This window comes from Thermoleptolyngbya sichuanensis A183 (genome assembly GCF_013177315.1).
Taxonomy (GTDB): Bacteria; Cyanobacteriota; Cyanobacteriia; order Elainellales; family Elainellaceae; genus Thermoleptolyngbya; species Thermoleptolyngbya sichuanensis.
Map to the genome: position 1 here is coordinate 2898579 of NZ_CP053661.1, position 25131 is coordinate 2923709.

The window sequence follows — 25131 nt, forward strand, 5'->3', positions numbered from 1 at the left end:
TCTCAGGTCACTCGCTATGAAATTTTTACGTCGCATCTTACTGCTGGCCTTGGCGGCGATCGCCCTCACCCTGGCCACCCACGCCGCCGCCGTTCCCCCACCCCCCGCAGGCCCTGCCCGCGCCTACCCCACGGAGTTTCCAGTGTCAGAACCCGACTACACCAGCAAGCGCCTGCGCGACTTCAGCCCCTTTGAGTCTGCCCTAGCCAACTTTTCCGCCGCACGGCGCAGCGCCCTCGATGCCCTGGTGCTGGAAGCGACGATTTCCCAATTGCAGCAACGGATGGCCAGCGGCGACCTCACCGCCGAGGAGCTGGTGGTCTACTACCTCGATCGCATCCAGCGCTACGACGTTAACCAGCTCAACTCGGTGATGGAGTTGAATCCTGAAGCGTTGACCATTGCCCGCAACCTGGATGCCGAACGGGCCGAGGGCAACCTGTGGGGGCCGCTGCACGGCATCCCGGTATTGGTCAAAGACAACATCACCACGGGCGACCAGATGCACACCACCGCCGGAGCTGTTGCGCTGAAGGATTGGCGGGGCGATCGCGATGCCCAACTGGTCAAAAACCTGCGGAATTCGGGTGCTGTCATCCTCGGCAAGGCCAACCTATCGGAATGGGCCAACTATGTAGACCCCGCCATGCCCAGCGGCTTTAGTGCCCTGGGTGGCCAAACCCGCCATCCCTACGGCCCCTTCGACCCGCTCGGCTCTAGCTCTGGCTCGGCAGTGTCCGTGGCAGCCAACCTCACCGCCGTCAGCGTCGGCAGCGAAACTGCGGGTTCCATCGTCCGGCCTGCCGCCACCAACAACATCGTGGGGCTGAAACCCACCCACGGCCTGGTCAGCGGCGACTATGTTATTCCCCTGGTGGACTGGATGGATGTGCCGGGGCCGATGGGCCGCACGGTGACTGATGTAGCCACCCTGCTCAGCGCCCTCACCCACACCGACGAGGGATCGGAGGAAAATCCTGACCCTGCCGTGGCGGAGTTGCAAAGCGAAGACTTTACCCGGTTTCTAGATTTGGAGCGAGCCAAGCAACGGCGGGTAGGGGTGGCGGTGATTCCAGAGGCGACGATCACAGAGCTGGAAGCCCTCCTCGCCAACCCGCCCGCAGACCTGCCAGCGGAGGGGCTGACGGCCTTGCCGATCCTCCTGCGCCAGTTTCAAATGGCCAATCAAACCGCTAACGCCGCGATCGCCGCCCTCACCCAGCAGGGCATTACCGTCGTCGAGCTAGACAACGAAACCGTGCCCCAAGCACCGGATGCCAACGCAGCGCTGCCCCCCGGCTTCAAAGCCTCCCTCAATGCCTTTTTGTCCACCCTGCCCAACCCGCCCGTCACGGCCCTGATCGATGTGGTCTCCTTCAACTACGCCGACCCCGCCAACCGCATTCCCTACGGCCAAGATCACCTCAGCACCGCCCAGCGCAGCGACAGCCCCTCCGCCGCCTACACCACCCTGCGCGAGACCCACCAAACCACCGCCCGCACCACCCTCGACCAGTTCTTTGCCGAGGCGGGCATTGATGTACTGATCGCCAGCACCCAAGCCTACGCCGCCGCTGGCTACCCCGCCCTCACCGTCCCCATCGGCTACGCCGAAACGGGCGAACCCCTGGGCGTAACCCTGATCGGCAAAGCGCTGAGCGAACCCGATCTGCTGGCGGTGGGCTATGCGATCGAGCAAGCCACCCAAGCCCGTCAGCCGCCCGATCTGGACAAGACCCTAGCCAGCTTCACCAACCTCCACCACGCCCTACCCAGCCCCCAATAACCCCTCCCTAATCCGAATTCGAGGTTAGAAAATCCTCGGAAAAGCAGTTCGACTGTCCCCTCCTGGGAGGGGTAGGGGTGGGTCATCTAGGCCACCCTGGCAACTCACAGCCTCTAGAGACTTACATTCTGTAGCAGTTTTACCCACCCCGCCCTCCGGGCACCCCTCCCAAGGAGGGGACAGCGCTATCCACCCACCCCACCCTTCCCTATCCTCCCCATCTCCCCCACCCCTCACCCCCTCTACCCCCATAAAACCCATGCACCGCAACCTCTCCCTCCCCCTCCTCTCCCTCGCCGCTGCCCTCGCTGCTCAGATTCCCGCGCTCGCCCAAACCCCGCGCTACCCCACCGTCATCCCCTGCCCCACGGTGCTGCCCCCCAACGAAATTGAAGGCAAAACCATCACCTGCGGCATCTTCACCGTGCCGGAAAACTACGCCGAGCCCAACGGTCGCCAGATCGACCTCACCTATGCCGTGCTGCACAGCCGCAGCCTTTCCCCTGCGCCAGACCCAGTGATGGATCTGCGGGGCGGGCCGGGGGGGCAGCACCATCGAATCCAGCTCCTTGGCAACGCGGGTGAACATCTACGAACCCCTGCGCCAAACCCGCGACATCATCGTGCTCGACCAGCGGGGTACGCAATTCTCCAATCGGTTGGGCTGTGCCCCGGCGGTATTGGCCGCCACCAAAGTGCTTCTAGACCCCAATAGCCCATACGCGGGCACGCTCGATCCGCTGCAGGCGCGAATGCGATCGCGCTTCCCCAACGCCAGTGACGATCTGATCACGCTCTATGCCGCCTTCGACCTCTGCGCCCGCCTGTTAGAAAACCACGGCAACGACCTCAGCAACTACAACACCCCCAACAGCGCCCAGGACGTAGTGAACCTGACCGCCGCCCTGGGCTACGGCTCGATCAACCTCTACGGCATTTCCTACGGCACCTACCTGGCCCAGCGGATTATGGCCAACCACCCCGACCGGGTGCGCAGCGTGGTGCTTGACTCGACGGTGCCCATGCAGGCCAACAAGTATGAAGCGATCGTCCGTGACCTGGAGGTCAGCTTTCTCAACCTGGTGGCAGACTGCGAGGCCGATGCCGCCTGCCGCAACGCCTACCCCAACCTGACCCAGCGCACCGTCGCCCTGCTCAACCAGCTCGACCAATCCCCTCTGCCCCTGGCCGAACCCATCACCCCCCTGAGGCCACTAACCACCCCCATCGAGCGCGTCTCCGCCGCCGAGTTTGCCACGCTGATCACACTGATGAACAACTACCCCGGCCAGATGGCCCCCTATGTGCCGCTGATTGTCCAAGAGCTGGAGCAGGGCACCACCACCACCTTTGCCGGGGTGATTACCGGGGCGCTGTTCAGCAGCGCGGCCAACCCCCCCGCCTTTGAATCTTCGCCCGAGGCCTACCGCCTGCAAGCCCGCGATTTTGAGGCCAAGGCGGAGGATATTCTGCGGGCCAGGGCCACTGCCGCCGAGACCAGCCGCCCCGCCAGCCGCTGGGTACAGCAGATTCAATCCATTGCCAACACCCTGCCAGACTCGGAGGGGGTGCTGCTGCTGGTCAACCTCCTGGGGGTGGGCTACACCGAGACGCCCCGCAACCGAGAAACCCTGCTCGCCTTTGTGGCCGAAGAATTTGAGGGCGACACCGCCGCCAGCCTCACCGCCGCCCTTCAAGCCATGTCTGAGGTCGAGGTGCGCCACGTGTACGACGTGGTCTCGGCCCTCACCGACTCCTTCTCCGGGGTCGATGCCGGCATCACCACGGGCATGTTTCGCAGTTTAGACTGCCGCGAACTGGTGCCCTTTAGCGACCCGGCCCAAACCCAGGCCAACTACGAGGCCATGCTGATGCCCCAGCTCGGCATCGGGCGGGTGGCGGCTGCCCAGCAAGCCTACGACCTCTGCTCCTTTTGGCCCGTCGAACCCGCCCCGGCGAGGGAACATGCCCCGGTAAACAGCAGCATCCCTACCCTGGTGCTGCAAGGCCGCTACGACGTGCAAACCAACACCGAAATGGGCATCGGGGTAATGGCGGGGCTGCGCAATGGCACCTTTGTGGAGTTTTCCAGCACGGGCCACGGGGTGATCGTCGCCTCCCAGTGCGCGAAGGATATTGGTGTGGCATTTGTGAATAATCCCACCCAAGTCCCTAACACGAGCTGCACCACTGATTTATTTCCTCAGTTCGTGTTGCCGCCTGCCGAGTAGCGATCGCCCTCGATTTCTTATCTGACCCCAACCAGTTCTTATCTGACCCCAACCAGACACCCGACGGTCGCTGTCTTGCCGAGGTCAGCCCCATTTCTGTTTATGAATCAATGCTTTGTTACTGAGCGCCATCTGTATGGAGACGTGCCAGGCATATTCTGATTATGGGGGCACACCCCACTCAACCAAAAATTTCCGCAGGAGTGAGCGAAAAGACGGGCACAACCGTCGATTGAATGGATTCTGCCTCGCCGTAAACCCGGTCTTCGTACTGACCATTGACCCAGAGGCACAGCGTCACCTGTCGGGTTTCGGGATCGACAATCCAATATTCCGCGATGCCGCGAGCCGCGTACTCGGTGCGTTTGTGGCGATAGTCGCGGTCACGATTGACCTGACCAGGGCTAACCACTGCCACCACCAGCGCCGGGGGCGGCATGTCGCGGGTAATGGTGGCGCGGGAGGCACCCACCATAGCCGCCTTTGACTCCTCCGTATGCACCAGTAGATCGGGAATCCGCGCTGTGGCCTGCCGCCCGGTCACTTCAATTTCTGTATCTTTATAGGCTAAAAGAGCGATAGGCAGGTGTTTCGCAAATTCAAACAACAGCTTGCGGGCAATATCGTTGTTTGCTTCAGATTCGGGGGGCATTTCGACCAGCGCTCCATTCACCAATTCATAGCGAGTATCTGTTGCTCGTTGGGGCGATCGCCACTTAACATGGCTGGGTTAGTCGGCATTGTATTGCTCAATCATGTCCAGGAGTTCTTGCTTAAAGCGATCGCGCACTGCCTCTGGCGACACAATCACACACTCAGAGCCATAGCGTCGTACCTCGCGAAAGAACCAGAACGTGTTGTGAATGCGGCGAACAACTCGTCGAATTTGCTGCTCAGGCAGCCACTCGTTGGTCAGATCCGCCCCCGTTTTTGTGCGATAGCCAAGAGCCAGCCCCCGCCTCAGATGAAGCTCAATCTCGATGTGGCTTAACTCTGGTTGCCATTGACCGTCGGCAGGAGCAATGACGGCTTCATCCGGGATTCGATCCAGCCGCAATGACCGATTGTGCCGCAGTGGTTCAATATCCTGGTTCCCCTCTGTCTCATCGCACTTTAGTTTGGACTAATGGTGAAGAGGAAGGCAGTCAATGAGAAGCACCGACTGCCGTAAGGTCAATGAAGTACAACCAACATTGACCCCATGATTTTCAACGAACTTCAGCAATTTCGCCAAACGTTGTATGCCAGCTTGGGAAACGCCAGAGATGCCCTGTTTGATCTGATGGATGCCGTGTTAGTGAGTGCGTGCATCGTGTCGTTTGTGAGGCTATCGCAGAGTCCTGTCTTTCGTCGCCAGTGGTCGAGCACCTATGAAGCGTTGCGCGATAGCCGCCTACCCCGATCAAAGGTGCTGAAGCTGTTGGTGCAGCAGATACCGACTCAGCAGCAACCGTTGTTGGCAGGTGATGCGAGTCGGTGGAACCGTCCTGCTGCCAGGCGTTTGAAAGACCGCACCTTATCAGGCAGAACAGGACATGCCCCGATAGCCGGACAAAACTACAGTACCTTAGCCTGGATTGCTGAAGACAGGGGCAGTTGGGCATTACCATTGCGGCATGAGCGCATCACCAGCTTTGAAACACCCGCCAGTAAAGCGGCATTCCAACTCAAACAAGTGACTCGGCAGTTAGCGGTGCGTCCGTTGGCGATCTACGACCGAGGGTACGGCAATGCCAGTTTTGTCAACCAAACGGCAGGGATTGAGGCAGACTTGCTGCTGCGGGTTACATCCAATCGATGTGTCTATGGCGCGCCCCCAGCGTATCGAGGGCGAGGCGCACCTGCCAAGCATGGACATAAGATGAAACTCAATGACCCTGACACTTGGAGTGTCCCGGTCGAAACCGTTGAAGTCGATGATCCCAACTGGGGACGAGTGCGGGTCAGTCGTTGGAGTGCATACCATTTCCGCAAATCCCCCAAACGGGCAATGGAAGTGTTGCGCGTGGAGGTGCTGGAGACACAGAGCAGCACGCGACGCTTGGCTCCTTTGTGGTTAGTTTGGCTGGGTGAGCAGATGCCTCCGTTAGAAACCCTGTGGTTGCACTACCTCCGTCGCTTTGCCATTGAACACTGGTATCGCTTTGCCAAGCAGAGGCTATATTGGACACATCCCCAGTTCAGTTCTGTATCGGCAACCGAACAGTGGAGCAGCCTGATGCCGTTGCTCAGTTGGCAGTTGTGGTTAGCGCGAAAGGACTGTACTGACCACCCCTTGCCCTGGCAGGCACCGCAAGAAACGTTGACTCCGGGTCGGGTCGCACAAGCGTTTGCAGGCATTTTGGCAGCGATTGGCACCCCTGCTCCTGCGCCTAAACCTCGTGGTAAATCGCCAGGACGAGGCAAGGGGCACAAGCCAACTCCTCGTCCCTGCTATCCGATGGTCAAAAAACGAGCCTCGAAACGCAAGACATCCGAACAATCCCTGAACAGTCCGGTTGCAACAGCAGCTTAACTGCGAGCAGGATTGTATCCAATTCCTTAAGTTCAACTGTTATGAACGGTTGAGCAGATTCTTTATGGCATCCTGTTGAGCATTATTGTGATGCCAGTTAGTCCAAACTAAAGATCGCACCAGCAGTCGAGATATTGGCGATCTTCGTGGCGCTCGATCTTGGCGTGGCGTACAGTAAAGTTCCACAGGCGATCGGCAGCATCTTGATAGACCAGCTTAAAGGGTCGGTGCAGCCGAATGCAGCGATCGAGGTCAGTGCGCCAAGGGGGCGGTGGGCTGGTTGACCCAGCGCTCAATTTCTTGACGCAGCGGGTGGCTCAGTTCGCTTCGTTCTAGGAGCAACTGGGCTAGCTCTAAGGCTTCGTTGATCTGACCCGCGTCTTTGAGCAAATTCAGCGCTTTGTTACAGGTATCGATGCGATCGCGGATCCAGTCGTGGTTTACCGCCAGCCGCAGCTACCTTTACGACTTGGGCATTCCTGAAGAACAGAGCATTCGTAGAGTGCATCTCGCTTTTGCGATGAGTATAAGTGCGATGCGGCAACGCTGAGATGAGTCTGATAACTTTCGTGATTATGTTGATGCTGCTTTTAGAAAATATCCTGACGTGACTGCGTAGAGCTATATTTTTGTCGCAAAACCCAAAAATCCCTTCCAGGGATTGAAACGGCTCCTAGAGCTTGGTGGACAGCCGATTCAGCAGGTCGCAAAACCCCCACATCCCTTCCAGGGATTGAAATCGAGATTGATGCTCTCGTAACTGACAACTATAGAACTCGTAACTGGCAACTGTAGAAATAGTACCCGATCTGGATCTGTAGGCTAAGGGCTGCTCTCTTCGAGGGCCGCCAGCACCGCTTTGGGCTGGAGCTTGTCTTTGAACCAGACGATGCGGGCGGGTGCGTCCTGCGGCTTCACCCCCGCTTTTTCCAGATTCAGCCGTTCGGAAATCGCCAGGATTAGGTTCTCGCAGCCCGACTGCCGCACCTGCGAAAACTTTTTGCGGAGATACTCTGGTCGCCAGTAGCCGACAATTTCCAGCAGTACCGATCGCCCGTCAGGATGCACCAGCCGAAAGTCCGGAATCATCACGCTGCCGGGAATCGGGATCAGGTCTACCTCGCGCTCCAGTCGCCAGTCGGTTTTCAGGGCATCCCAGCGTTCGGCAAAGGCAGACTCCAGCATACTGTCGTAGGGTTTGCCCGGTGGATAATGGCTCACCAGTCCGCAGTCGGAATCCAGCGCAAAGCGGCGCGGCCGCACTTCGCCCGTGTAAGTGTCGCGCCATTGCAGTTCAGCGTTCAGGCTCCATTTGGTGACGTGCAGCAGAGCAGGCAGCAGCTTGGCAATGTCGGTGCCGTAGCGGGTGCTATTGCCAAACAGGCTGGCGGGCCCGTCGATGGTGATGGTGAAGCCGTGATCCGCGTCGCCCTCGATGTAGGCCATTAGCCCAAAGAGCTTGAGATAGCGAAACAGCAGCTTGTATTCGCCGGGATCGTTGCGATGGGCAGTGAGGATGAGGTGGCTGGCTTTATAAAACACGCCCTGCACCTGAGACAGGTTGTAGCGGTGCAGGAGGGCATCGGGCGTGGGCGGCTCAAAGCGGCTGAGGATGCGGTTTTCGGACAGGTCGGCATAGAGTCCGGCGCGAATGTGGTCGGGGAAGACTTCGCGCTCTAGCTCGGCGCTGAGTTGGGCCGCCAAGGTTTGGAGGGTTTGTTCGGTGGCTGGGGGCGAGGGGACGCGCTGCGCCGCTATAGCAAAGACACGCTCTCGCAGTTGTCCTGGCTCTAGGGGGCTGACAATTTCAAAGGTGCTGAAGGCCTCACTTTTGAGCAGGTGCGCCAGTCCCCGCTTGACCTTGAAATCCGTTTCTTCGCCTTCCATTTCGCGGAGTTGGCCGTCCAATTCGCCCTGGGTTTTGCCAACGTGCTGCTGGAACTGGTCGATCAGGTCGATGGCGATCGCCCGATTTGGGTCATTCAGCGCCAATCGTTTCGGCTCTAGGCTTTCGCCGCGGGGTCGGTGGATCAGCAGGTCAGAAGGCAGCATCGGGGGACAGGGCGAGACGGGCGATCGGGCAATCAGGCAAAGGTTGAGAAGCCGAGGTCGGGAGGCACATCCTGCCAGCGGCCCTGGCCCACGGCACGAACCGCATCCCGGAGCGACAATGCGCCCGTGTAGAGCGCCCGCCCCACGATCGCCCCCGTCACCCCCATCGGCTCCAGCGCCATCAGCCCCATCAGGTCGCTGGTCGAGCTAATGCCGCCAGAGGCAATCACAGGAATCGCAATGGCATTGGCCAGTTCTCGCAGCGCCTCGCGGTTGGGCCCTTGCAGCGTGCCGTCGCGGTGGATATCGGTATAGATGATGGCGGCTGCGCCCAGGTCGGCCATCTGCTGCGCCAGGGGAATTGCGTCTACTTCTGAGGTTTCTAGCCAGCCGCGAGTGGCCACCTTGCCGTTTCGGGCATCAATGCCGACGATGATTTGCCCCGGAAACTCCTGGCACAGTTGCGCGACCAAATCGGGATTTTCCACAGCCACCGTGCCCAAAATGGCCCAGCGCACGCCCAGCCCCAGCACCTCCGCCACACTTTGGCGATCGCGCAAGCCGCCCCCCACCTCGACCGGAATCGACACCGAGCGGGCGATCGCCTCAATCACGTCCCCATTCACCACATGCCCCGCCTTGGCTCCATCCAGATCTACCAGATGCAGCCGCGTTGCGCCCTGCGCCACCCACTCCTGCGCCACCAACACCGGATCATCATGAAACACCTCCGACTGGGCATAGTCGCCCTGATAAAGCCGCACACAGCGGCCGTCGAGGAGGTCAATAGCAGGGATTACGTCCATGAGGGGGTCAGGGAATGCTTCAGATCATTTCAGTTTTTCATCATCCGTTTTTCATCATCCCACGATCTCATCATCACCCCAACACCAGCTCATCATCACCCCAACACCAGCCCCGATCGCCCCGGCAGCCGCAGGGTCAACTGACCTTCTGTAATGTGAAACTCGCCTGCACCCCAGAGGTGGCGATCGACAGGATTGGTGGGCAGGGTGTCGGCGGTGAGGGTGACTTCGGCGGGGTCGAGGCCAGCGTTGACGGCGACCAGCAGCGAGTCCTGGCCCAGCGTGCGCGAGAAGACGTAGCAATGCCCCACGGCGGCGAGGATGCGATAGTCGCCCGTGCGGAGGGCCGGATGACTGTGGCGCAGGGCGATTAGTTCGCGGTGATAGGCCAGCGCGTCGCGATCCCACTGGTCGGGGGTGGGGAAGCCGCGCCGACAGTCGGGGTCGCTGCCACCCGGTAGCCCCACCTCGTCGCCATAGTAAATGCTGGGCGCACCGGGAAAGGTGAGCAGCAGCAGGGTCGCAAGCTTCACGCTGTCGCGATCGCCCTGAGCAATCGAAATCAGCCGAGCCGTGTCGTGGCTATCCAGCAGGTTCAACTGCGTCAGGTGAATCTCCCAGGGATAAAGGTCAAGCAGTTCCTGGATTTTGGCGGCATAGCCTACGGCATCCAGCGCCGGATAGGGACGATAGGAGCGATTTTCCACCAGGGGCAAATCCACGCGATCGCCCGCCGCAAACGCAATCGTCGGCGCAGTGAACAAATAATTCATCACGCCGTCGAACTGCGTACCATCCAGCCAGTGCCGTGCATCTTCCCAGATCTCGCCGACAATATAGGCTTCGGGGTTGACCGCTTTGACGCGATCGCGAAATTCCTGCCAGAACCCATCGGCTTTAATCTCATTGGGCACATCCAGCCGCCAGCCGTCTACGCCCCGCTTGATCCAGTATTCGCCAATTTGCATCAGGTATTCCCGCACGGCAGGGTTGTCGTGGTTAAACTGGGGCAGCGCCCGCAGCCCCCACCAGCTTGCATAGTTGGCAGGCTTTTCGTCGTCGTAGGCCGAGAGCGGCCAGTCGTGAATGCGGAACCAGTCTACCCAGGGCGATCGCGACCCGTTTTCCAAAATATCGTTAAAAAAGAAAAATCCCCGGCTGGAATGATTAAACACGCCATCCAGCAAAATACGAATGCCCCGGCTGTGGGCAGAGGTGAGCAGCTTCTCTAGTGCCTCATTGCCCCCCAGCAGCGGATCGACCTGATAGTAGTCGTGGGTGTGATAGCGGTGGTTGCTGGCAGACTGGAACACGGGCGTAAAGTAGATAGCCGTAACGCCCAGATTTTGCAAATAGTCAAGCTGATCGACTACGCCCCAGAGGTCGCCGCCCTTATAGCCGTGGAAGGTGGGCGGTGCGTCCCACGGCTCTAGCGCAGCCGAGCTAAATACCGGATGAAGCTGGCTGCTGCGGGCAAACCGATCAGGAAAGATTTGGTAGAAAACGGCGTGTTTTACCCAGTCAGGTGTGTGGATGGACATGAGCAACGAGAACAGGGGGTAGAGGTGGGGGTCAGGGCTTTAGAACAGCGGTCTGTTTCCGGGTCTATGTCCCCGACACCCGAACTATGCCACAAGCCACCGAAATGCTGGGTCTATCAGTTGGATCAATTAACGATCTGTCGGTGGAGACGATTATAGACCCACTCAGCTATCGTGTCCGATACGGTGGATAGCGTGGGCTTGGAGAAGGGGCAATAGTTCGCGCAACGAACTATCCGTATACTGTCCGAGATCGTCCGAGGTGACGAAATTCTGAGTCAGGGGTCAATATTTGGGAAACGCGGACTTCGACGAGGGCGATCGCCGAAACATGGCGGATGGGCGTCGCGCCAGAGGAGATTCCCGTCGGGATGCCGCACCTGACGTTAGCGCAGGTCTTCAGCGCGTTGACCTACTACAGCGACCATCCAGCAGAAATCAACCGCTACATTGAGCAAAACCGCATTCCCGACGAGTTAATTGATCCGCTGGTGAAATCTATGTTCACCGATGCCAGCCAAGTCTGTAGCAAGGGCCGACTCATCGTAGTCGAAGACAACAATATTCCTCTCAACCAGCAGATCCATAAAAGACAAACGATTTAGCCCCGAAAGTTCAGCGGCTTTGCCGAGCGACAGCTTTTTTTCTGAAAGAAGGCGATCGCCGCCAAAAGACGAATTTGCCGCCCCAAATCAGACGGTGGCTTGACTGGCTGCCAGTTGCGCGTTGATCAAAGTGAAGGTTCTCGATAGGTCGGTAATGCCAGCCCACTCTGCGGTTTCGGCTGCGGTGAGGCTGTCGGTTTTCTGTTTTTCCAGGAGGGTTTCCAGGCGGCTTTGCAGGTCGTCGGTAAAGCGAAACAGGCTAAAGTTGCCGACTGGCTAAAGGCGGATGCCAGTCGGCAAAAACGAGGAGGGCTGGATCATCAGTTGGGGTGTCATTCGATTCCCTCAAACTTACTTGCTTTTATTGTAGGTCGGTTGATTACGCCATGAAATCAAACCATAGAGACCTTTGGAGTGAATCTAGGGGGCGATCGCCCATCACACTCTCTTAGCATCCAGGAGGAATTCTCGATTTCAACACCGAAATCAGTGTAGGGATTTCGTTTTGAACAACATCCCAAACAATAGGGCACCTCGATTAATTGCCTTATTGAGAATTTTAGAAGTCTGAAACCCTTGTTTTCTCGTAGCCATTCTCAAGAGGTTCTGAATTTTTCGAGGTGCCCGCCAATTTAAACTAGATAAGAATGCTGCTCGTGCCATCCTTTGGCGTGTTGGCGGATGGCTTGGAGTTCTTCGGGGGGCATTTTGTCGAGGTTGGCGAGGATGAGGTTGATGCGGCCCTGGGATTTTAGCTGGGCGCGGTGGCGATCGAGGAAGTCCCAATAGAAAAAGTTGAACGGACAGGCGTTTTTGCCCGTGCGCTGTTTGGGGTCATAGCGACAGCCTTTGCAATAGTCGCTCATTTTGTTGACGTAGTTGGCGGAGGCGGCATAGGGCTTGGAGGCGAGGATGCCGCCATCGGCGAAGAGTCCCATGCCAATGACGTTCGTCTGCATCACCCAGTCGTAGGCATCGATGAAGGCGGCGTGAAACCAGTTTTCGACTTCCTGCGGCGAGAACCCAGCAATCAGCGAAAAGTTCGCCAGGATCATCAGCCGCTGGATGTGGTGCGCGTAGCCCGTGCGTTCGACTTGGCGGAGGGTTTGGCGGAGGCAGTTCATGTCGGTCTGGGTCGAGTCCCAAAAGAAGGCGGGCAGCGGCTGAGTATGCTGAAACCAGTTGCGCTGGGCGTAGTCTGCCTCGACGTGATGGTATAGCCCGTACATATACTCGCGCCAGCCGAGCACTTGGCGGATGAAGCCTTCAACACTGCTGAGGCTGAGGGCTTGTTTGTGGTAGGCGCGTTCGGCGGCGTGGATCACCTCCAGCGGACGCAGCAGCCCCAGGTTCAAATAGGGCGACAATAGCGCGTGCCACATGGTGTCTTCGCCCGTCACCATTGCGTCCTGGTAGGGGCCAAAGGTGGGCAGGCGCGTGGCGATGAAGTGATCCAGGACTTGCAGCGCGTGCGATCGCCCCACACCCCAGCGAAACGGCTCCAGTTCTCCGTAGGTGGGGCAGTCCAATTCCCGCACTTGCTGCATCACCTCACGGGTCATTGCGTCCGGCTCAAATTCTAGCGGCGCGGGCGGGTTCAGCTTGCCCTTGGGCGGTTTGCGATTGTCTTTATCAAAATTCCATGCGCCGCCGACGGGCTGCTTGCCCTCCATCAGCACACCAAAGCGCTGCCGCCCTTCGCGATAGAAATATTCCAGCAGCAGGTTCTTGCGACCCTTGGCCCAGGCAGCAAAATCGCCATCTTGCCAGAGGAAGTGGTTATTGGGCAACAGGTTCAGATCGCACGGCAAGTTGAGGGACTGGATGAGGTGCAGGAAGGGGCGATCGCCCGGTGTCATCACCCGCAGTTCCGTAATGCCGTTCGCCTCGATCCAACCCACCAGCGGCGACTCAAAATCTTCGGCGGTTTCGTAGGTGACGGGCCAGCCCGCCTCGCGCAGTTCTGCCGCAAAGTGGCGCATGGCAGACCACACCAGCACCAGCTTTTGCTTGTGATAGGGACGCAGCCGCACCCAGCCCAGCGACTCGATCAGGATGACGGGCGTGTTTTCCGCTTGCTCAGCACGGCTTTGCAGCGCCGCCTGCCTCTGCCAAAGCTGGTCGCCCAGCACCCAGATGCCAATGGTCATAGTTGGGAGAACGCCCTACGCATCCGACTGCTTGGGCTGAAATAGAAGCTGAATCCCCAGCGCCACCAGCCCCACCGCCGCAATGCCAAACGTCACCAGCGCCAGACAGCTCATCCCCAGCACCAGCGTCCGCACGGCCGAGCCAATGCTCACTGCCAGGGAATTGCCCGCAGGCAGCGGCTTGGCAGCAAAGGTGCTGTGGATGGAAACGGTGAGGAAATAAAGCGCAGTGGCGATCGCCCCTGAAATAGCAGCCCCCGTCCAGCAGCGCAGGGGGGTCGGCGGTGTCTCATCTGCCACTAGGGGGAGAGGCTTCTTTTTAGCAGTCTCTTGAACAGGGTTAATCTCTGCCATGTCGCGAACCTCACTTGAGCCTTGCTAGTGATGATCTTACAGGATGGAACGAGAAGGGGAGGATGGGAATTTAGACTTGCGTCCTGGTACCCTCCTCCCCTCCTCGCATCCCGTCATCGGCTCTAAAGTTCTGGCATCGTCCGCAGCACGGTCTTTGGCTGAGGGAGCTTCTCATCTAGGGCAGGGGCACACGCCCAGAAAGTCGTCACCGACTGGCGCATCCGCTCAACGCATTCCCTGGCCTTCTTGGCGTGGATGTCATCAGGATAGGCATAGGGATAGCTGGCGTGGTGGGTTGTCAGAGTTTCATAGTCGAACTTTTTCGTAGAAAAGGCGACTGCTTCGAGCTGCGTCAGCCGTTCTTCCAATAGCCCCATCAGCACCCGGAACCGCACCCACTGGTGATCCTCAAACTTGAACTCCTTAATGAGCTTATCGCCTGCGGTTTTGCCCTTGTTCATCACGCCCTCAATCGTAGCCTTGTCCATTGCCAGGTTGAGGCCGCCTTCGTCGTGGGCCAGGCGCACCTGGGCAATTCGTTCGCGATAGCCAGGTAGCCCGGCCAGACTGGTGTCTCGATAGTTTTGTGCGGTCTGGAACATTTGCCACGCAAAGGCCAGCAGGTTCGACTGCAAATCGACCCATTCGGGAGCCTGACGATCGTTGGGGCGCGGCAGAAACACATCCTGATTCAGCACACGGCCGCTTTCCTGCGATCGCTCTTCTTGCAAATTGGGCGAGTTGGGCGTGACGCTCAGATAATCCGGATTGATCGTGCGCGTCGCGCCCGTGCCAAATCCAGGTCTGACTTGCAGCGCATCTTCCGACACCGACCCCAGGTTGATGCCAAAGGTTGGGCGCGTGGGCAGCCACGAGTCAAAAAAGTGAATCGGGAAGTTGCTGCAAATGCCGCCATCGCTGAACCAGTTTTGCTGCAAATCTTTGGAATTTTTCGTCAGGTCTACTCTGATCACATCGCCCGGCTGGTGGCGATTGAGGCACGACTGGGACACCGTGTAGAGCGGCACCGCGCTAATCAGCACCGGAAAGCTAAGGCTCATGCGCGTTGCCACTACCACAGGCAGATCGTCGGGATCGGGCAGAAAGTAATAGCCCTTTGGCAGGTCATACTGCGGCCGCTGCCCCGCCTTTTCGACCAGATGCTTGACCACATTGCTGGGAAACAGCTTGCTAAATTCCTCCGCCTTAAAAATAAAGCGATGGTCGGGTTCAAAGGGCAGGGTGTAGGGGCGATTGTGGCTGAGATTGGAGGTGACCACGCGCAGGTCGATGTTGTATTTACCGTTATCGCAGTCGGGCAGATCTCCGTTTGGCAGGGGCTTCTTTCGCAGGTCGCCAAAGGTGAGCGGTCGCCCGGTTGGATCTAGCCCCGCCAGATTGTTGATGTTGACGCTGAGCCAGTCCGTCAGCGCAATGGGGTTGGGGTCTGGCCCATTTGCTTCAGGCATATGTCCGGTGCAAATGCCAAACAGATTGGTGGGCAGCATTTTGAACAGCGCCGTGTACAAATCCACCGCGCCCGCCGCCAGCGTGCCCACGCCCAGCAGCCGATCCAGCCCGATGAACATCACCGCCAGCACGCCCACCCCCAGCAGGTAGTCGCCCAGCGCCACCGAGTTGCCCGTCAGCCAGCCTGCAATGCCAAAGGCGATCGCCGCCAGAGTTCCCAGCACCAGCGCCAGCACCGCGCTACCCAGCAGTCCCCAGAGGGTTCCCTTGCGGGCACTGGCGGGGCTGGTGCGGCGGGTGATGTCGAGCAATTCCTGTATCCGCTGGAGCCAGGATTTTCTGGGTTTCGAGCCTTGGGCGCTGGCGGCTCTGCCCGATTTGCCCGTTTTGGGGTCGGGCGTGATGCCCAAAATCGCCATCAGCGCGTCCATCAGCGGTTTCAGCATCGGTTCTGGCTGAAACAGGCTGAGCAAGAATCCTTCTTGGCAAAGCTGTTGACTGAGCGTGTCGAGTCGGTCGAATCCGCTGGGCTGTCCGTCCCAGGCTGTTTCCCGGCCAAACTCGGCGGCGGCCGTCACCGCAGCGGCGATCGCCCCAGCGGAGGTTCCCCCCACGCTGCGAAAGCGATACTTCCCCTCGCCGGCCAGTTTGCAAATTGCGGGCGGATAGACAATGCCGCTGGTGATGCCGCCTTTCATCACCAGGTCACATTCCTGCTCTGGGGTAAGATAGCGGGTTTCAGGCGCTTCGGATGCAGCCGACGGTTGGGCTTGGGACATGGATCAACTCCTTAAAGGGGGCATGGAGAGCGCCAGACAGCGCTGTTCCTTGCATACCCATCTAATACCCCAAATTTCGGATTACGGTGCCAAATGGATACCTTTCGCAATCAACTGGCCCACCCAAATTTCCAAGTCTGGGTCGGGCTGCTGTTCGCGCAGGGCCGCCGTCAGCGCTTCGGCCCGCGCCTGGGAATGGGCCAGCCCAAACACCGTTGATCCCGACCCCGACATCAGCGCCCCTGCCGCCCCCAGATCGAGCAACTGCTGCTTTAGCGCCGCCACCTTGGGATAGTCGGGAAAAACCACACGCTCGAAATCGTTGTAGAGCAGTTCGGGAATTTTGGAGCCGTCGCGCTGGGCGATCGCCCCCACCATTGGCCCGGCGTGAACCCGCTCTAGCCGCTGCTGGAGCGAGTCGGTATCGCGGGCATAGGTTCCTTCAAACCGCTGGCGATAGGTTTTGTAGGCCCAGGCGGTGGAAATGGGCAGGCTGCGATATTTTGCCAGCACCACCCAGAGATAATCCACACTGGGCAGCGGGTCGAGCTGTTCGCCCCGGCCCGTGGCGATCGCCGTTCCGCCGCCAATGCAAAAGGCCACATCCGACCCCAACTCGGCCGCCAGTTCTTGCAGTTCCATCCGGGTCAGACCCAGCCCCCACATCAGATCCAGCCCCACCAGCACCGCCGCCGCATTGGTCGAGCCGCCCGCCAGCCCCGCGCCCACAGGAATCCGCTTGTGCAGCGTCATATCCACCCCGCCAAACTGGGCGTAGGCCTTGGGAAACCGCTGCGCCATTAGCACCGCCGCCTTGTGCGCCAGATTGTTCTCATCGGCGGGAATCTCCGGCGAGTCGCAACTGAGGCGAAACTGCTCGATGCCATTTGCCCGCAGATCCACCCAATCCGCCAGCGACACGCTCTGCATCACCATCGCCAGTTCGTGATACCCATCGGGGCGATCGCCAATGATTTCCAGATAAAGATTGATTTTGGCCGGGGCAATTAGAGAATAAGAGCGCATTCTAGGGGTTGGGGGGGGCGGGATACCCCTGCTAAAGTGAACAAATGAACTAACCACTGATCCTGGCGGTTTATCCTGGCCATTTCAATAGTCATTTCAATAGCTATTGAAATCAATGGCTATTGAAAGTCGATGGGCAGAACCCTCCGCAGATCCAGTAGGATGTGTTAGCACCAGCGGAACGCATCAAAGCCTTGCGGGGCAGTGCGTTACGGCTACGCCTACCAGCACCCTACAAGACTCATCTTCTCATCTCTAGCGCCGGGGGAACCGGCCTGGCTTCCGGTTCCTTGGCTTCCGGTTCATCAGAGCCGCCCTCGTTTCCCCGCAGTCCCATATTTCTTCGCATATCTCCCTTCGCGTTTCTCCCTTCGCATTTCTCCGCATTTCTCTTTTCCCGCCGCTGCCACCATGCAACTCCTCAGCCTCACCCTGACCAATTTCAAATCCCATCGCGATCGCCATGTGGTGTTTCAACCGGGGACAAACGCGATTTGCGGAGAGAATGGGGCAGGCAAGACGAGCATTTTGGAGGCGATCGCCTGGACGCTGTTTGCCTATCAGGGGCCCTATCGCAAAGAGGATCTGATTCGCAACGGCGAAAAAAGTGCCCAGGCAAGAGTTGCCTTTGTCTCGCGGCAGGACGGGCGCACCTACGAAGTCGAGCGCTGCACCGCCAAAGGCTACGTCATTTACGACCCGCAGCTTGGGCAAAAGCTCCCCTATCGCAACCTTGAGGCAGAGGTGCTGCCCTGGCTGCGGCAACAGTTGGGCGTGGCGGGCGGCACGGATTTATCGCAACTGTTTGCCAACACCATCGGCGTGCCCCAGGGGACGTTTACCGCCGACTTTTTGAAGGCGACAGAAGACCGCAAGCGCGTCTTCGACAGCATCCTCAAAGTCGAGGAATACAAACAGGCAAACCAGAAAATGCTGTCGCTGGAAAAGTATGCCAAAAGCGAGGTCGAAGCTCTAGAGCGCGACATCGCCCGCTATGAAGAAGCGCTTCAGGATTTGGGGGCGACCCAGCAGCGCCAGCAGACTGTGACCCAGGCGATCGCCACGGCCGAGGCCACGCTGACCCAGCTAGAAGCAGACCTCGCAACCCTGCAAGCCGAGAAGGAGGCGCTAGCGGCCCTGGCGAACCAGGTGCAGCAGGCAGAACTGCGGCTGCAAACACTGACCACGCAAATCGCAGCCCAGCAGCAGACCAACCAGGTGCTAGAAACCTCGGTGCAAAAGGCGGAGGCTGCCCTGGCGCAGTGCGAGGCCCATCGAGCTAGCTATGCGGCCTATCTCCAGGCAGAGGCGACGCTGAAGCAGTTGAACGAGCAGCTTAAACAGCGATCGCCCCTGGTCAAACAGCGTGATGCTCAGCAGAAAGCCCTGGCCGCCGGCCAAGCCGCACTCACCCGCCTGAACCTGCAACTGGAAGCCCTGGCGCAAGCACAGCAGCAGTTGCAAGCCCTCCAACCGGGAATCGCGCAGCAGGCAGAACTGGAAGCGCAGCAGGCCGCAGTTGCGGAGTCGCTGAACCAGCTTCAGGCCATGCGGGTAGAGGAGCGATCGCTCTTATCCCAACAGGGAAAGCTGCAAGAAAACCTGGCGGAACTTGCCCAAGACCTTCAGCGACTGCAAGCGTTGGCCGAGAACTTGGCGGATGTATCCAGCCTGGAGCAGCAGCGCGATCGCCTGCAAACCCAACTTAGCCGCCTCGAGGCGGCCCGCCAGTTTGAGGGCGAGTTGCAAACCCTGCTAACCGGGGCAGAGCAGCAGCGCGATCGCCATCGGGCACAAGCCGCAGCCGCCCTAGACACCTTACGCCAGATGCAGGCGGGAATGCCCCTGCTGGCAACCGATGCCGTAGATGCCGTGCTGCAAGCGCTCCAAGAGGGTATTGACCTGAATTCGGAACTACTGAGCAACATTCGAGCCATTCTGACCGATCTGGCCGCACAGACCGACGCAGAGGCAATTCGCAAACAGATTCAGCAGACGAAAAAGGCGATCGACGCGGCCTATCGCCAGCGGGCGGAAGTGGACAATTTACCCGCCCAGCAAGCGCAGCAGCAGCGGCTCCAGGGCGAGTTGCAGCAGGCTCAGTCGCGGCTCCAGCAGCTTCAGCAGGCCCTCCAGGCAGAAACAGCCACCAAAGAACGGCGATCGCACCTGATCCAAGCCCTCAGCGACCTGGGCGATCCACGGGGGCGCAGCCAGCTTTTGCAGCAAGACCTGGCCCAGCAGCCAACGCTCCAGGCGCAGTACGAGCGGCTGAAAAGCTCGCAGGCAGACGCAGCAGCGGCGATCGCCCAACTGGAGGCCCAGCTTGCCCAGTTTGCCGAGTTGGAAACCCAGATAGACACGCAAACCGCAATTCGCCAGCAACACCAGGCGGGCTACCAGCTTTTTCTGCAAGCCCAAGCCACGGCGGAACCATTGCCCAGCCTGCAACAGCAGCTTCAGGCGGCGATCGCCCAGGTGGCGACCCTGGAAGCCGAACGGGCCCAGGTACAAGCAGAACTGGACGCACTACAACAGCGCTATGACCCGCAGCGCTGGCATCAGGTCGAAGCCGACTATAGCGCCAAACGCAGCCAGGCAGACCAAATCAGCGGTGGCTTGCCGCCCCAGCGACAACTGTTGGCAGAGCTAGACCGCAAGCTGGCAGAACTAGGGGCGATCGCCGCCCAGCGCGACCAAGCCCAGCACGACCTGAAGCAGCGCAAGCAAAACCATAAGTTCGTCGTCTTTGCCCGCAAAACCTACAAAGACGCGGGCCCCCGCATCACCGCCCGCTATGTGCAGCAGGTATCTCAGGAGGGCGATCGCCTGTTTCGAGAGCTAATGAACCGCCCCAACCTGTCGCTAGAGTGGACGGCGGAATACGAGATTCTGGTGCGCGAGGGAGGCTACACCCGCCGCTTTATCAATCTTTCGGGGGGCGAGCAGATGTGCGCGGCGCTGGCGGTGCGGCTGGCCCTGCTGCGCGTGGTGGCAGATCTAGACATGGCCTTCTTCGACGAGCCAACGACCAATATGGATCGCCCCCGCCGCGAGAGTCTGGCTGAGGCGATCGCCAATCTCAAGTCCTTCCGCCAACTCTTCGTCATCAGCCACGACGACACCTTCGAGAAAGTCACCGAAAACGTGATTCAAATTACCCGCGAGGGTTAAACAACTCCTCTTGAGAGCGGCTTCTGAACAACCGAGCAGGCACCCACCACAGATAAACCATCATGCCCGCCAGCTCGACTAGGGGCTGAATCACCACAATTGTGACGACCACCGACCAATCCTCGGACAGCGCCAGGGCAAACGGCAGCACCACAAAAGAATTGCGAGTCCCGATGCTAAATGCCAGCGTGCGGCTTGCGGTTCGCTCCAATTGCAGCCATCGCGCCAGCCCCACGGCAAAATATCCCGCCAAGATGAGATACACCACAAAAATGAGGATGACCGGCCCCAAAGACCGAATCTCCGCCCCCTCCAGACTCCCCACTTGGGAGGCAGCAATCAGCCAGAGAACCAAGGTTAACAACGGAATGGGCAGCCAGCCCGCCAGCCTCAGCCAGCGTTGCCCAACGGCGTGCCGTTTTGCCCAGGTTTCCGTCAGCGCAGCCAGCCCCATCGGCAGCAAAATCAGTTTGATAAACGTGTCTAGGAAGTCGGCTGGATGAATCGCGCTGCGGATTAGGCTCCCGGTAAACAAGGACAGATACACGGGCAGCAGCAGGCTTTGAAGCAGCAGCAAAACTGGCGTTGCCGCAATGGCCAAGTTAAGATTGCCTTTTCCCAAATAAGTAAACGTCAGGAACCAGTCGGTGCATGGAACTAGCAGCACCAGCAGCACACCAAACTGGAGCTTGGGATCGCTCAGCAAGAGGTGGGTGAGAAACCAGACCACCCCAGGCACAAGCACGAAATTTGCAGCAATGAGCGCCAGCATAAACCGCCGACTTCGGAAGACCTCTCGCAACTGCGTCAGCGGCACCTGACAGAAGGTGGTATGCAGCAGAACTCCCAGAACCAGGTTAATCAGCATTTCTAGACCCTGGGCCCGCTCAGCATTCTGCCAGCCCCAGACACCTCCGCTGATTAGGGCAAGCGGGTAGAACCAGATTTGATATCGCTCCAGCGTTAATTTAGTCATTTCGTCACTTGCATTCTGTCACTTGCATTCCGCCACTTGGCAACTTTTTCTTGCTAGGCTGCGTCTAGCCAATTGGGCATTCTAGATGTCATGGGCCTTCGGCGGGCCGATGGGGTACAGTGCCACAAACGGGCGATTCCCGTGGGGATCGCTTCGCGAATCGCCCCTCACCCACCGTCGGAAATGGCTTCGTTGGGCTTTATGCGATTCTGTCGCAAGGCCACGCGAACAGCGCTATTCTGGATCTAGAAGCAGGGACAGACTACCACACGCTTTATCAAGCGGTTTGCTCCGCACGACGGCTGGCTAAATTGGGTCACCCTCAGGCATTGCAGCGCAACCTCTGGCGCGTCGTTGGGCAACACTGCACGAGCTATCTCGCGATGGGCTTTTTTGCGGGTGCGTTCGCCCTAGGTGTGGATAACACGAGTCTCCTGGCTTCTGGGACTTTGGCTAGCGATCGCCCCACATCAGATGGAAAGCCCCTATCCATCACACATTAGGGAAGCGCTACAGCCGTGACTCAGGAGTTTCATCTTTCCGTAACCCCTGTGGGCAATGACGAGTATCTGGTGCGAACCGAGCGGGTTGCGCCGGGTGTGCCGTTGGCGGAGGAGCAACTCCGCTGGGCAGTAGAAGAATGGCTGGCGCTGGCGCGGCAGTTGATGGATGACCCGCTGCTGGGGCTGCTGCGGGGGCACGGATTTTATCGAGTGGGTGGGTTTGAGCTGCCGCGTCGATCTGAGTATGAGAACGAGCTGCCCGTCAGCCTCACAGAACTGGGCGAAACGCTGTATCACGCGCTGTTTCAGGGAACGCTGCGGAATAGCTGGATGATTGCACGGGGCATTGCCCAACACCAAGGCGAAATGCTGCGGCTGCGGCTGGGGCTGAAGGGGTCGCGCCTGCCCCGGCTGCCGTGGGAGGTGATGAACGGGGGCGATCGCGACAGTTTGGGCAATCTGCGCTATCCCATCGCCACGGGAACCGATGTCGTGTTCTCGCGCTTTCAAACGGGCATCCAGGTCATGGGGGGGCGATCGCTCCGTCCCCTCAGCCCCACGCAGCCCGTCCGCATCCTCATGGTGGTCGCCACGCCCACCGATCAGGAGCGGCTAGAGCTAATGCGCGAAGCCATGCATTTGCAAGAAGAACTGCGGCGACCCGCCGGGCCAGGTTTGGAAGGACTGGGCACGCATCCCCAGCTAGAACTGACTGTGCTGGAGCAGCCCGGCCGCGAAGAACTGACCCACGCCCTAGAGCAGGGACATTTCCATATCTTGCACTACGCAGGCCACAGCAATCTGGGCGCATCCGGCGGCAACCTGTACCTAGTCAACTCGCGCACAGGACTCACAGAAACCCTCAGCGGCGACGATCTGGCCGGGCTACTGGTGAATAACGACATTCGCCTGGTGGTGTTCAACTCCTGCCGGGGCGCACACACCGCCGTTCCCGCTGCTGGATCGTCTGCCGAAGCCCAGCCTGCCCAAGACACGCGTAACCTGGCCGAAGCGCTGGTCAGCCGGGGCATTCCCGCTGTGCTGGCGATGGCCGAAAAGATTCCCGACGACGTAGCGCTGACGCTGACCCGCCTGTTTTATCGCAACCTGCGGCGGGGCTTCCCCATCGACCTCAGCCTCAGTCGGGCGCGGCAGGGACTAATCTCGTCCTACACGTCCAATCAACTGTATTGGGCGCTGCCCGTGCTGTACCTACATCCTGCGTTTGACGGATACCTGGTGTCGGGCGATTCGCGAAGCGATCCCTGCGGGAATCGCCACCATATCAATCCCGCCGATCGGTTGCAGCAGTTTCCCCCCTCCTATGACCTGCCGCTGCTGGCCGGGGAGGAGCCATCTTTGGTGCTGTCGCCGTCGAGACTGCTAGAGCCAGATTTGGAACTAGATTTGGAGACTGATGAGGATTTTGAACTCATTTCGCGGGCGGTGCTGCTCGATCACGACTGGGCCTCGCCAGGGCTGGAATTCGACAATCCGTTTCATTTCGATGCGCCCGTCGCCACCGAAAACCCGTTTGATTTTGACTTTGCCAGCAGTGGCAGCCTGGTAGAAGTGCAGCCCACCAGCAGCGAACGGGTAGACGAGGCGGCAGAGTCCAGACTCGCCCAGTGGCCGATTCATCATCCGGGTGCTGGCTTATTTACCCTCGGACGGTATGACCAAGAGCCATCTGCTCCAGCAGAGGGACTGGGTACGGCGGATCAACCAGCAGCAGCGGGGCAATTCGCGAAGCAATCTTTAGGGGAATCGCCCGTGGAACTTCCTGGCGGCTATCTGGGTCGGCTGCTGGCACAGCACGCAAATCCGTCAGACCACAGCACCGCCCCATCCTCCCTCAGTCTGTCTTCTACCCCCGCTCCCCAGCAGACCGAAACGGCGAATGCCGCCAATGCCGCAGACCTGTTGCAGCAGCTAACCCCCCGCCCCGTTGACCTGATGAACGTGGCCACCGACGCGACTCAGGATGCCCGCCCGGTGGATGCGCCCGTGTCTCCAGCGGCGACCTATCGGTGGCTGGCTAGCCATGCGCCTGCTACCTCACCGGACTCTTCAGAAGCGGCTGCGCCACCGCAGGATTCCCAGCTAGATTCCCACCAGCAGACGGCTACACCCCAGGATTCTCACAGAGCGATTACGCCTGTAGACACGATTCCCACGGCCGACCGCATTCCGGCGCTGCGGGACAGCCGGGCAGCCCATCCCGCCCGCAAACCTGGCCGACTGCAAAAGCAGCACATCCTGCTGCCGCTGGCGGGTGCAGGCGCAATGGCGATCGCCCTCTCCTCGTTTCATTACACGATGGGACTGCTCCGCCGCGAGCCATCACCTGCTGATTTGCTGCCGCCGATGGACAGCGCCTATACGCCCGGCGTGCCGCCGATGCCCGTTGGCACAACTGAAACCAGCCAGCTTGCGGGCGCGGCTATCTTGAACCTGAAGCGCGAAAATCTGCCCGAAGCGGAAAAGGCGATCGCCCAACTGCTGGATCAAAATGCGCTGCTGGATGCCAAAGTCGCCCTCGACGCAGTGCCCTCCGAATGGCGCAATGCCAGCTATCCCGAACTGATGTTTTTGATGGGGCGACTGGGATGGCAATGGCAGCAGCAGGAGGGAAATATCTACAGCGTGGACGACGTACAGCGGTTTTGGAAACTGGCGGCCGAAGGACGGCCCGATGCCGCCGCCTACTGGAATGCGCTGGGCTTTGCCCACTATGCCAAGGGTGAGTCTGTAGACGCGGCGCGAGTCTGGTGTCGGGCGGCGGCGCTGATGCTGGCACAGCCGATTCCCGACTCGGTGGACGCAGCAGACGACCGCGCCGCCCTCAACTGTCCGCCGCCGATTCAGTCTGTCACCAATCCCGAAGCGCTGACCGCCTACGCTGGCGTGGCGCTGGCCTTGCAACAGGCAGCCCTCGATCCCAGGTTTTCTCAGGGTGCAACCGAGCTACTGAAACAGTCTGCCGCATACTATCAGATGGTAATGCTGAGCAATCCAGCCAGCTTCGATCAAACGGCGCTAGCAAAGAACTGGCTATGGACTCCGGCGACGCTAAAAGACTGGGCGGCGCTGGGCAGTCGGCGACCTTAGCTGCGGTGAGTCTGCAATCTGTAGACCCTGCAACCTGTGAGTTTGCCACCTA

17 protein-coding genes and 2 pseudogenes are annotated in these 25131 nt (G+C 59.5%); 7 read left to right on the forward strand and 12 right to left on the reverse strand.

The annotated features are described in order from the left end of the window. Window positions 1-16 precede the first annotated feature (16 nt). The 3 genes from HPC62_RS12130 to HPC62_RS12135 all read left to right on the forward strand — a co-directional run bounded on the left by HPC62_RS12130 (window position 17) and on the right by HPC62_RS12135 (window position 4017). A complete protein-coding gene (locus tag HPC62_RS12130; protein WP_172356001.1) occupies window positions 17-1786 on the forward strand; it encodes an amidase family protein in 1770 nt (589 codons plus the stop codon). A 259-nt stretch (window positions 1787-2045) separates the two neighbouring features. Next, a complete protein-coding gene (locus tag HPC62_RS23435; protein ID WP_225906623.1) occupies window positions 2046-2501 on the forward strand; it encodes a hypothetical protein in 456 nt (151 codons plus the stop codon). Beyond that, window positions 2410-4017: an alpha/beta fold hydrolase gene (locus tag HPC62_RS12135; RefSeq protein ID WP_267313441.1), complete on the forward strand. Its 1608-nt coding sequence runs from the start codon at window positions 2410-2412 to the stop codon at window positions 4015-4017. The genes HPC62_RS23435 and HPC62_RS12135 overlap by 92 nt, the downstream gene beginning before the upstream one ends. Before the next feature lie 181 nt (window positions 4018-4198). Here HPC62_RS12135 and HPC62_RS12140 read toward each other — a convergent pair. Together HPC62_RS12140 and HPC62_RS12145 are read right to left on the reverse strand one after the other, a co-directional pair. Next, window positions 4199-4705: pseudogene (locus HPC62_RS12140) on the reverse strand (Uma2 family endonuclease); the annotation flags it as partial. Between the two features lie 42 nt (window positions 4706-4747). Further along, window positions 4748-5074 (reverse strand): WCX domain-containing protein, encoded by a 327-nt coding sequence (locus HPC62_RS12145; protein WP_225906622.1) that lies wholly within the window; start codon window positions 5072-5074, stop codon window positions 4748-4750. A 144-nt stretch (window positions 5075-5218) separates the two neighbouring features. Between HPC62_RS12145 and HPC62_RS12150 the strand changes: the two genes are divergently transcribed. After that, window positions 5219-6532: an NF041680 family putative transposase gene (locus HPC62_RS12150; protein ID WP_172353244.1), complete on the forward strand. Its 1314-nt coding sequence runs from the start codon at window positions 5219-5221 to the stop codon at window positions 6530-6532. 107 nt (window positions 6533-6639) lie between these two features. On the opposite strand, the gene HPC62_RS24305 is transcribed toward HPC62_RS12150, so the two are convergent. From HPC62_RS24305 to HPC62_RS12170, 4 genes are all read right to left on the reverse strand, one after another. After that, window positions 6640-6828 (reverse strand): hypothetical protein, encoded by a 189-nt coding sequence (locus HPC62_RS24305; RefSeq protein ID WP_205369559.1) that lies wholly within the window; start codon window positions 6826-6828, stop codon window positions 6640-6642. Window positions 6829-7354: 526 nt separating this feature from the next. Then, window positions 7355-8584 (reverse strand): DUF790 family protein, encoded by a 1230-nt coding sequence (locus HPC62_RS12160; RefSeq protein ID WP_172356008.1) that lies wholly within the window; start codon window positions 8582-8584, stop codon window positions 7355-7357. Between the two features lie 32 nt (window positions 8585-8616). Beyond that, window positions 8617-9390: a 1-(5-phosphoribosyl)-5-[(5-phosphoribosylamino)methylideneamino]imidazole-4-carboxamide isomerase gene (gene hisA, locus HPC62_RS12165; protein WP_172356010.1), complete on the reverse strand. Its 774-nt coding sequence runs from the start codon at window positions 9388-9390 to the stop codon at window positions 8617-8619. Window positions 9391-9485: 95 nt separating this feature from the next. Continuing rightward, entirely contained in the window at window positions 9486-10931 is a 1446-nt protein-coding gene (locus HPC62_RS12170; protein WP_172356012.1) for a glycoside hydrolase family 13 protein, read from the reverse strand. Between the two features lie 240 nt (window positions 10932-11171). Between HPC62_RS12170 and HPC62_RS12175 the strand changes: the two are divergent. Beyond that, window positions 11172-11431 (forward strand): annotated as a pseudogene (locus HPC62_RS12175) (DUF433 domain-containing protein); the annotation flags it as partial. Here the strand turns inward: HPC62_RS12175 and HPC62_RS24180 are convergent. From HPC62_RS24180 to ispE, 5 genes are all read right to left on the reverse strand, one after another. Further along, a complete protein-coding gene (locus HPC62_RS24180; protein ID WP_225910543.1) occupies window positions 11408-11518 on the reverse strand; it encodes a hypothetical protein in 111 nt (36 codons plus the stop codon). The pseudogene HPC62_RS12175 and the gene HPC62_RS24180 sit on opposite strands and share 24 nt — an antisense overlap. Before the next feature lie 650 nt (window positions 11519-12168). Further along, window positions 12169-13686, reverse strand: coding sequence for a cryptochrome/photolyase family protein (locus HPC62_RS12180; protein ID WP_172356014.1), 1518 nt, complete (start codon window positions 13684-13686; stop codon window positions 12169-12171). 15 nt (window positions 13687-13701) lie between these two features. Next, complete coding sequence (locus tag HPC62_RS12185; RefSeq protein WP_172356016.1) at window positions 13702-14040, reverse strand: DUF3082 domain-containing protein; 339 nt, start codon at window positions 14038-14040, stop codon at window positions 13702-13704. 122 nt (window positions 14041-14162) lie between these two features. After that, the gene (locus HPC62_RS12190; RefSeq protein WP_172356018.1) at window positions 14163-16289 is read right to left on the reverse strand and encodes a patatin-like phospholipase family protein; all 2127 of its coding nucleotides are present in this window, start codon (window positions 16287-16289) and stop codon (window positions 14163-14165) included. Between the two features lie 81 nt (window positions 16290-16370). Then, window positions 16371-17315 (reverse strand): 4-(cytidine 5'-diphospho)-2-C-methyl-D-erythritol kinase, encoded by a 945-nt coding sequence (ispE, locus tag HPC62_RS12195; RefSeq protein ID WP_172356020.1) that lies wholly within the window; start codon window positions 17313-17315, stop codon window positions 16371-16373. A gap of 411 nt (window positions 17316-17726) precedes the next feature. Here ispE and HPC62_RS12200 point away from each other — a divergent pair, with 411 nt between their 5' ends. Next, window positions 17727-20489 carry an AAA family ATPase gene (locus tag HPC62_RS12200; RefSeq protein WP_172356022.1) on the forward strand — a complete coding sequence of 921 codons (2763 nt, stop codon included), beginning with the start codon at window positions 17727-17729 and terminating at the stop codon, window positions 20487-20489. On the opposite strand, the gene HPC62_RS12205 is transcribed toward HPC62_RS12200, so the two are convergent. Beyond that, the gene (locus HPC62_RS12205) at window positions 20473-21465 is read right to left on the reverse strand and encodes an arsenic resistance protein (RefSeq protein WP_172356024.1); all 993 of its coding nucleotides are present in this window, start codon (window positions 21463-21465) and stop codon (window positions 20473-20475) included. The genes HPC62_RS12200 and HPC62_RS12205 overlap by 17 nt on opposite strands. A gap of 518 nt (window positions 21466-21983) precedes the next feature. On the opposite strand from HPC62_RS12205, the gene HPC62_RS12210 reads away from it, so the two are divergent. Further along, entirely contained in the window at window positions 21984-25079 is a 3096-nt protein-coding gene (locus tag HPC62_RS12210) for a CHAT domain-containing protein (protein WP_172356026.1), read from the forward strand. Window positions 25080-25131: the final 52 nt, after the last annotated feature.

Bases quoted from the DNA above. Each gene is read 5' to 3' on its own strand.
- HPC62_RS12130 (WP_172356001.1), top strand. From the start codon at position 17: ATGAAATTTTTACGTCGCATCTTACTGCTGGCCTTGGCGGCGATCGCC.
- HPC62_RS23435 (WP_225906623.1), top strand. From the start codon at position 2,046: ATGCACCGCAACCTCTCCCTCCCCCTCCTCTCCCTCGCCGCTGCCCTC.
- HPC62_RS12150 (WP_172353244.1), top strand. From the start codon at position 5,219: ATGATTTTCAACGAACTTCAGCAATTTCGCCAAACGTTGTATGCCAGC.
- HPC62_RS12160 (WP_172356008.1), bottom strand. From the start codon at position 8,584: ATGCTGCCTTCTGACCTGCTGATCCACCGACCCCGCGGCGAAAGCCTA.
- hisA (WP_172356010.1), bottom strand. From the start codon at position 9,390: ATGGACGTAATCCCTGCTATTGACCTCCTCGACGGCCGCTGTGTGCGG.
- HPC62_RS12170 (WP_172356012.1), bottom strand. From the start codon at position 10,931: ATGTCCATCCACACACCTGACTGGGTAAAACACGCCGTTTTCTACCAA.
- HPC62_RS24180 (WP_225910543.1), bottom strand. From the start codon at position 11,518: ATGGATCTGCTGGTTGAGAGGAATATTGTTGTCTTCGACTACGATGAG.
- HPC62_RS12180 (WP_172356014.1), bottom strand. From the start codon at position 13,686: ATGACCATTGGCATCTGGGTGCTGGGCGACCAGCTTTGGCAGAGGCAG.
- HPC62_RS12185 (WP_172356016.1), bottom strand. From the start codon at position 14,040: ATGGCAGAGATTAACCCTGTTCAAGAGACTGCTAAAAAGAAGCCTCTC.
- HPC62_RS12190 (WP_172356018.1), bottom strand. From the start codon at position 16,289: ATGTCCCAAGCCCAACCGTCGGCTGCATCCGAAGCGCCTGAAACCCGC.
- ispE (WP_172356020.1), bottom strand. From the start codon at position 17,315: ATGCGCTCTTATTCTCTAATTGCCCCGGCCAAAATCAATCTTTATCTG.
- HPC62_RS12200 (WP_172356022.1), top strand. From the start codon at position 17,727: ATGCAACTCCTCAGCCTCACCCTGACCAATTTCAAATCCCATCGCGAT.
- HPC62_RS12205 (WP_172356024.1), bottom strand. From the start codon at position 21,465: ATGACTAAATTAACGCTGGAGCGATATCAAATCTGGTTCTACCCGCTT.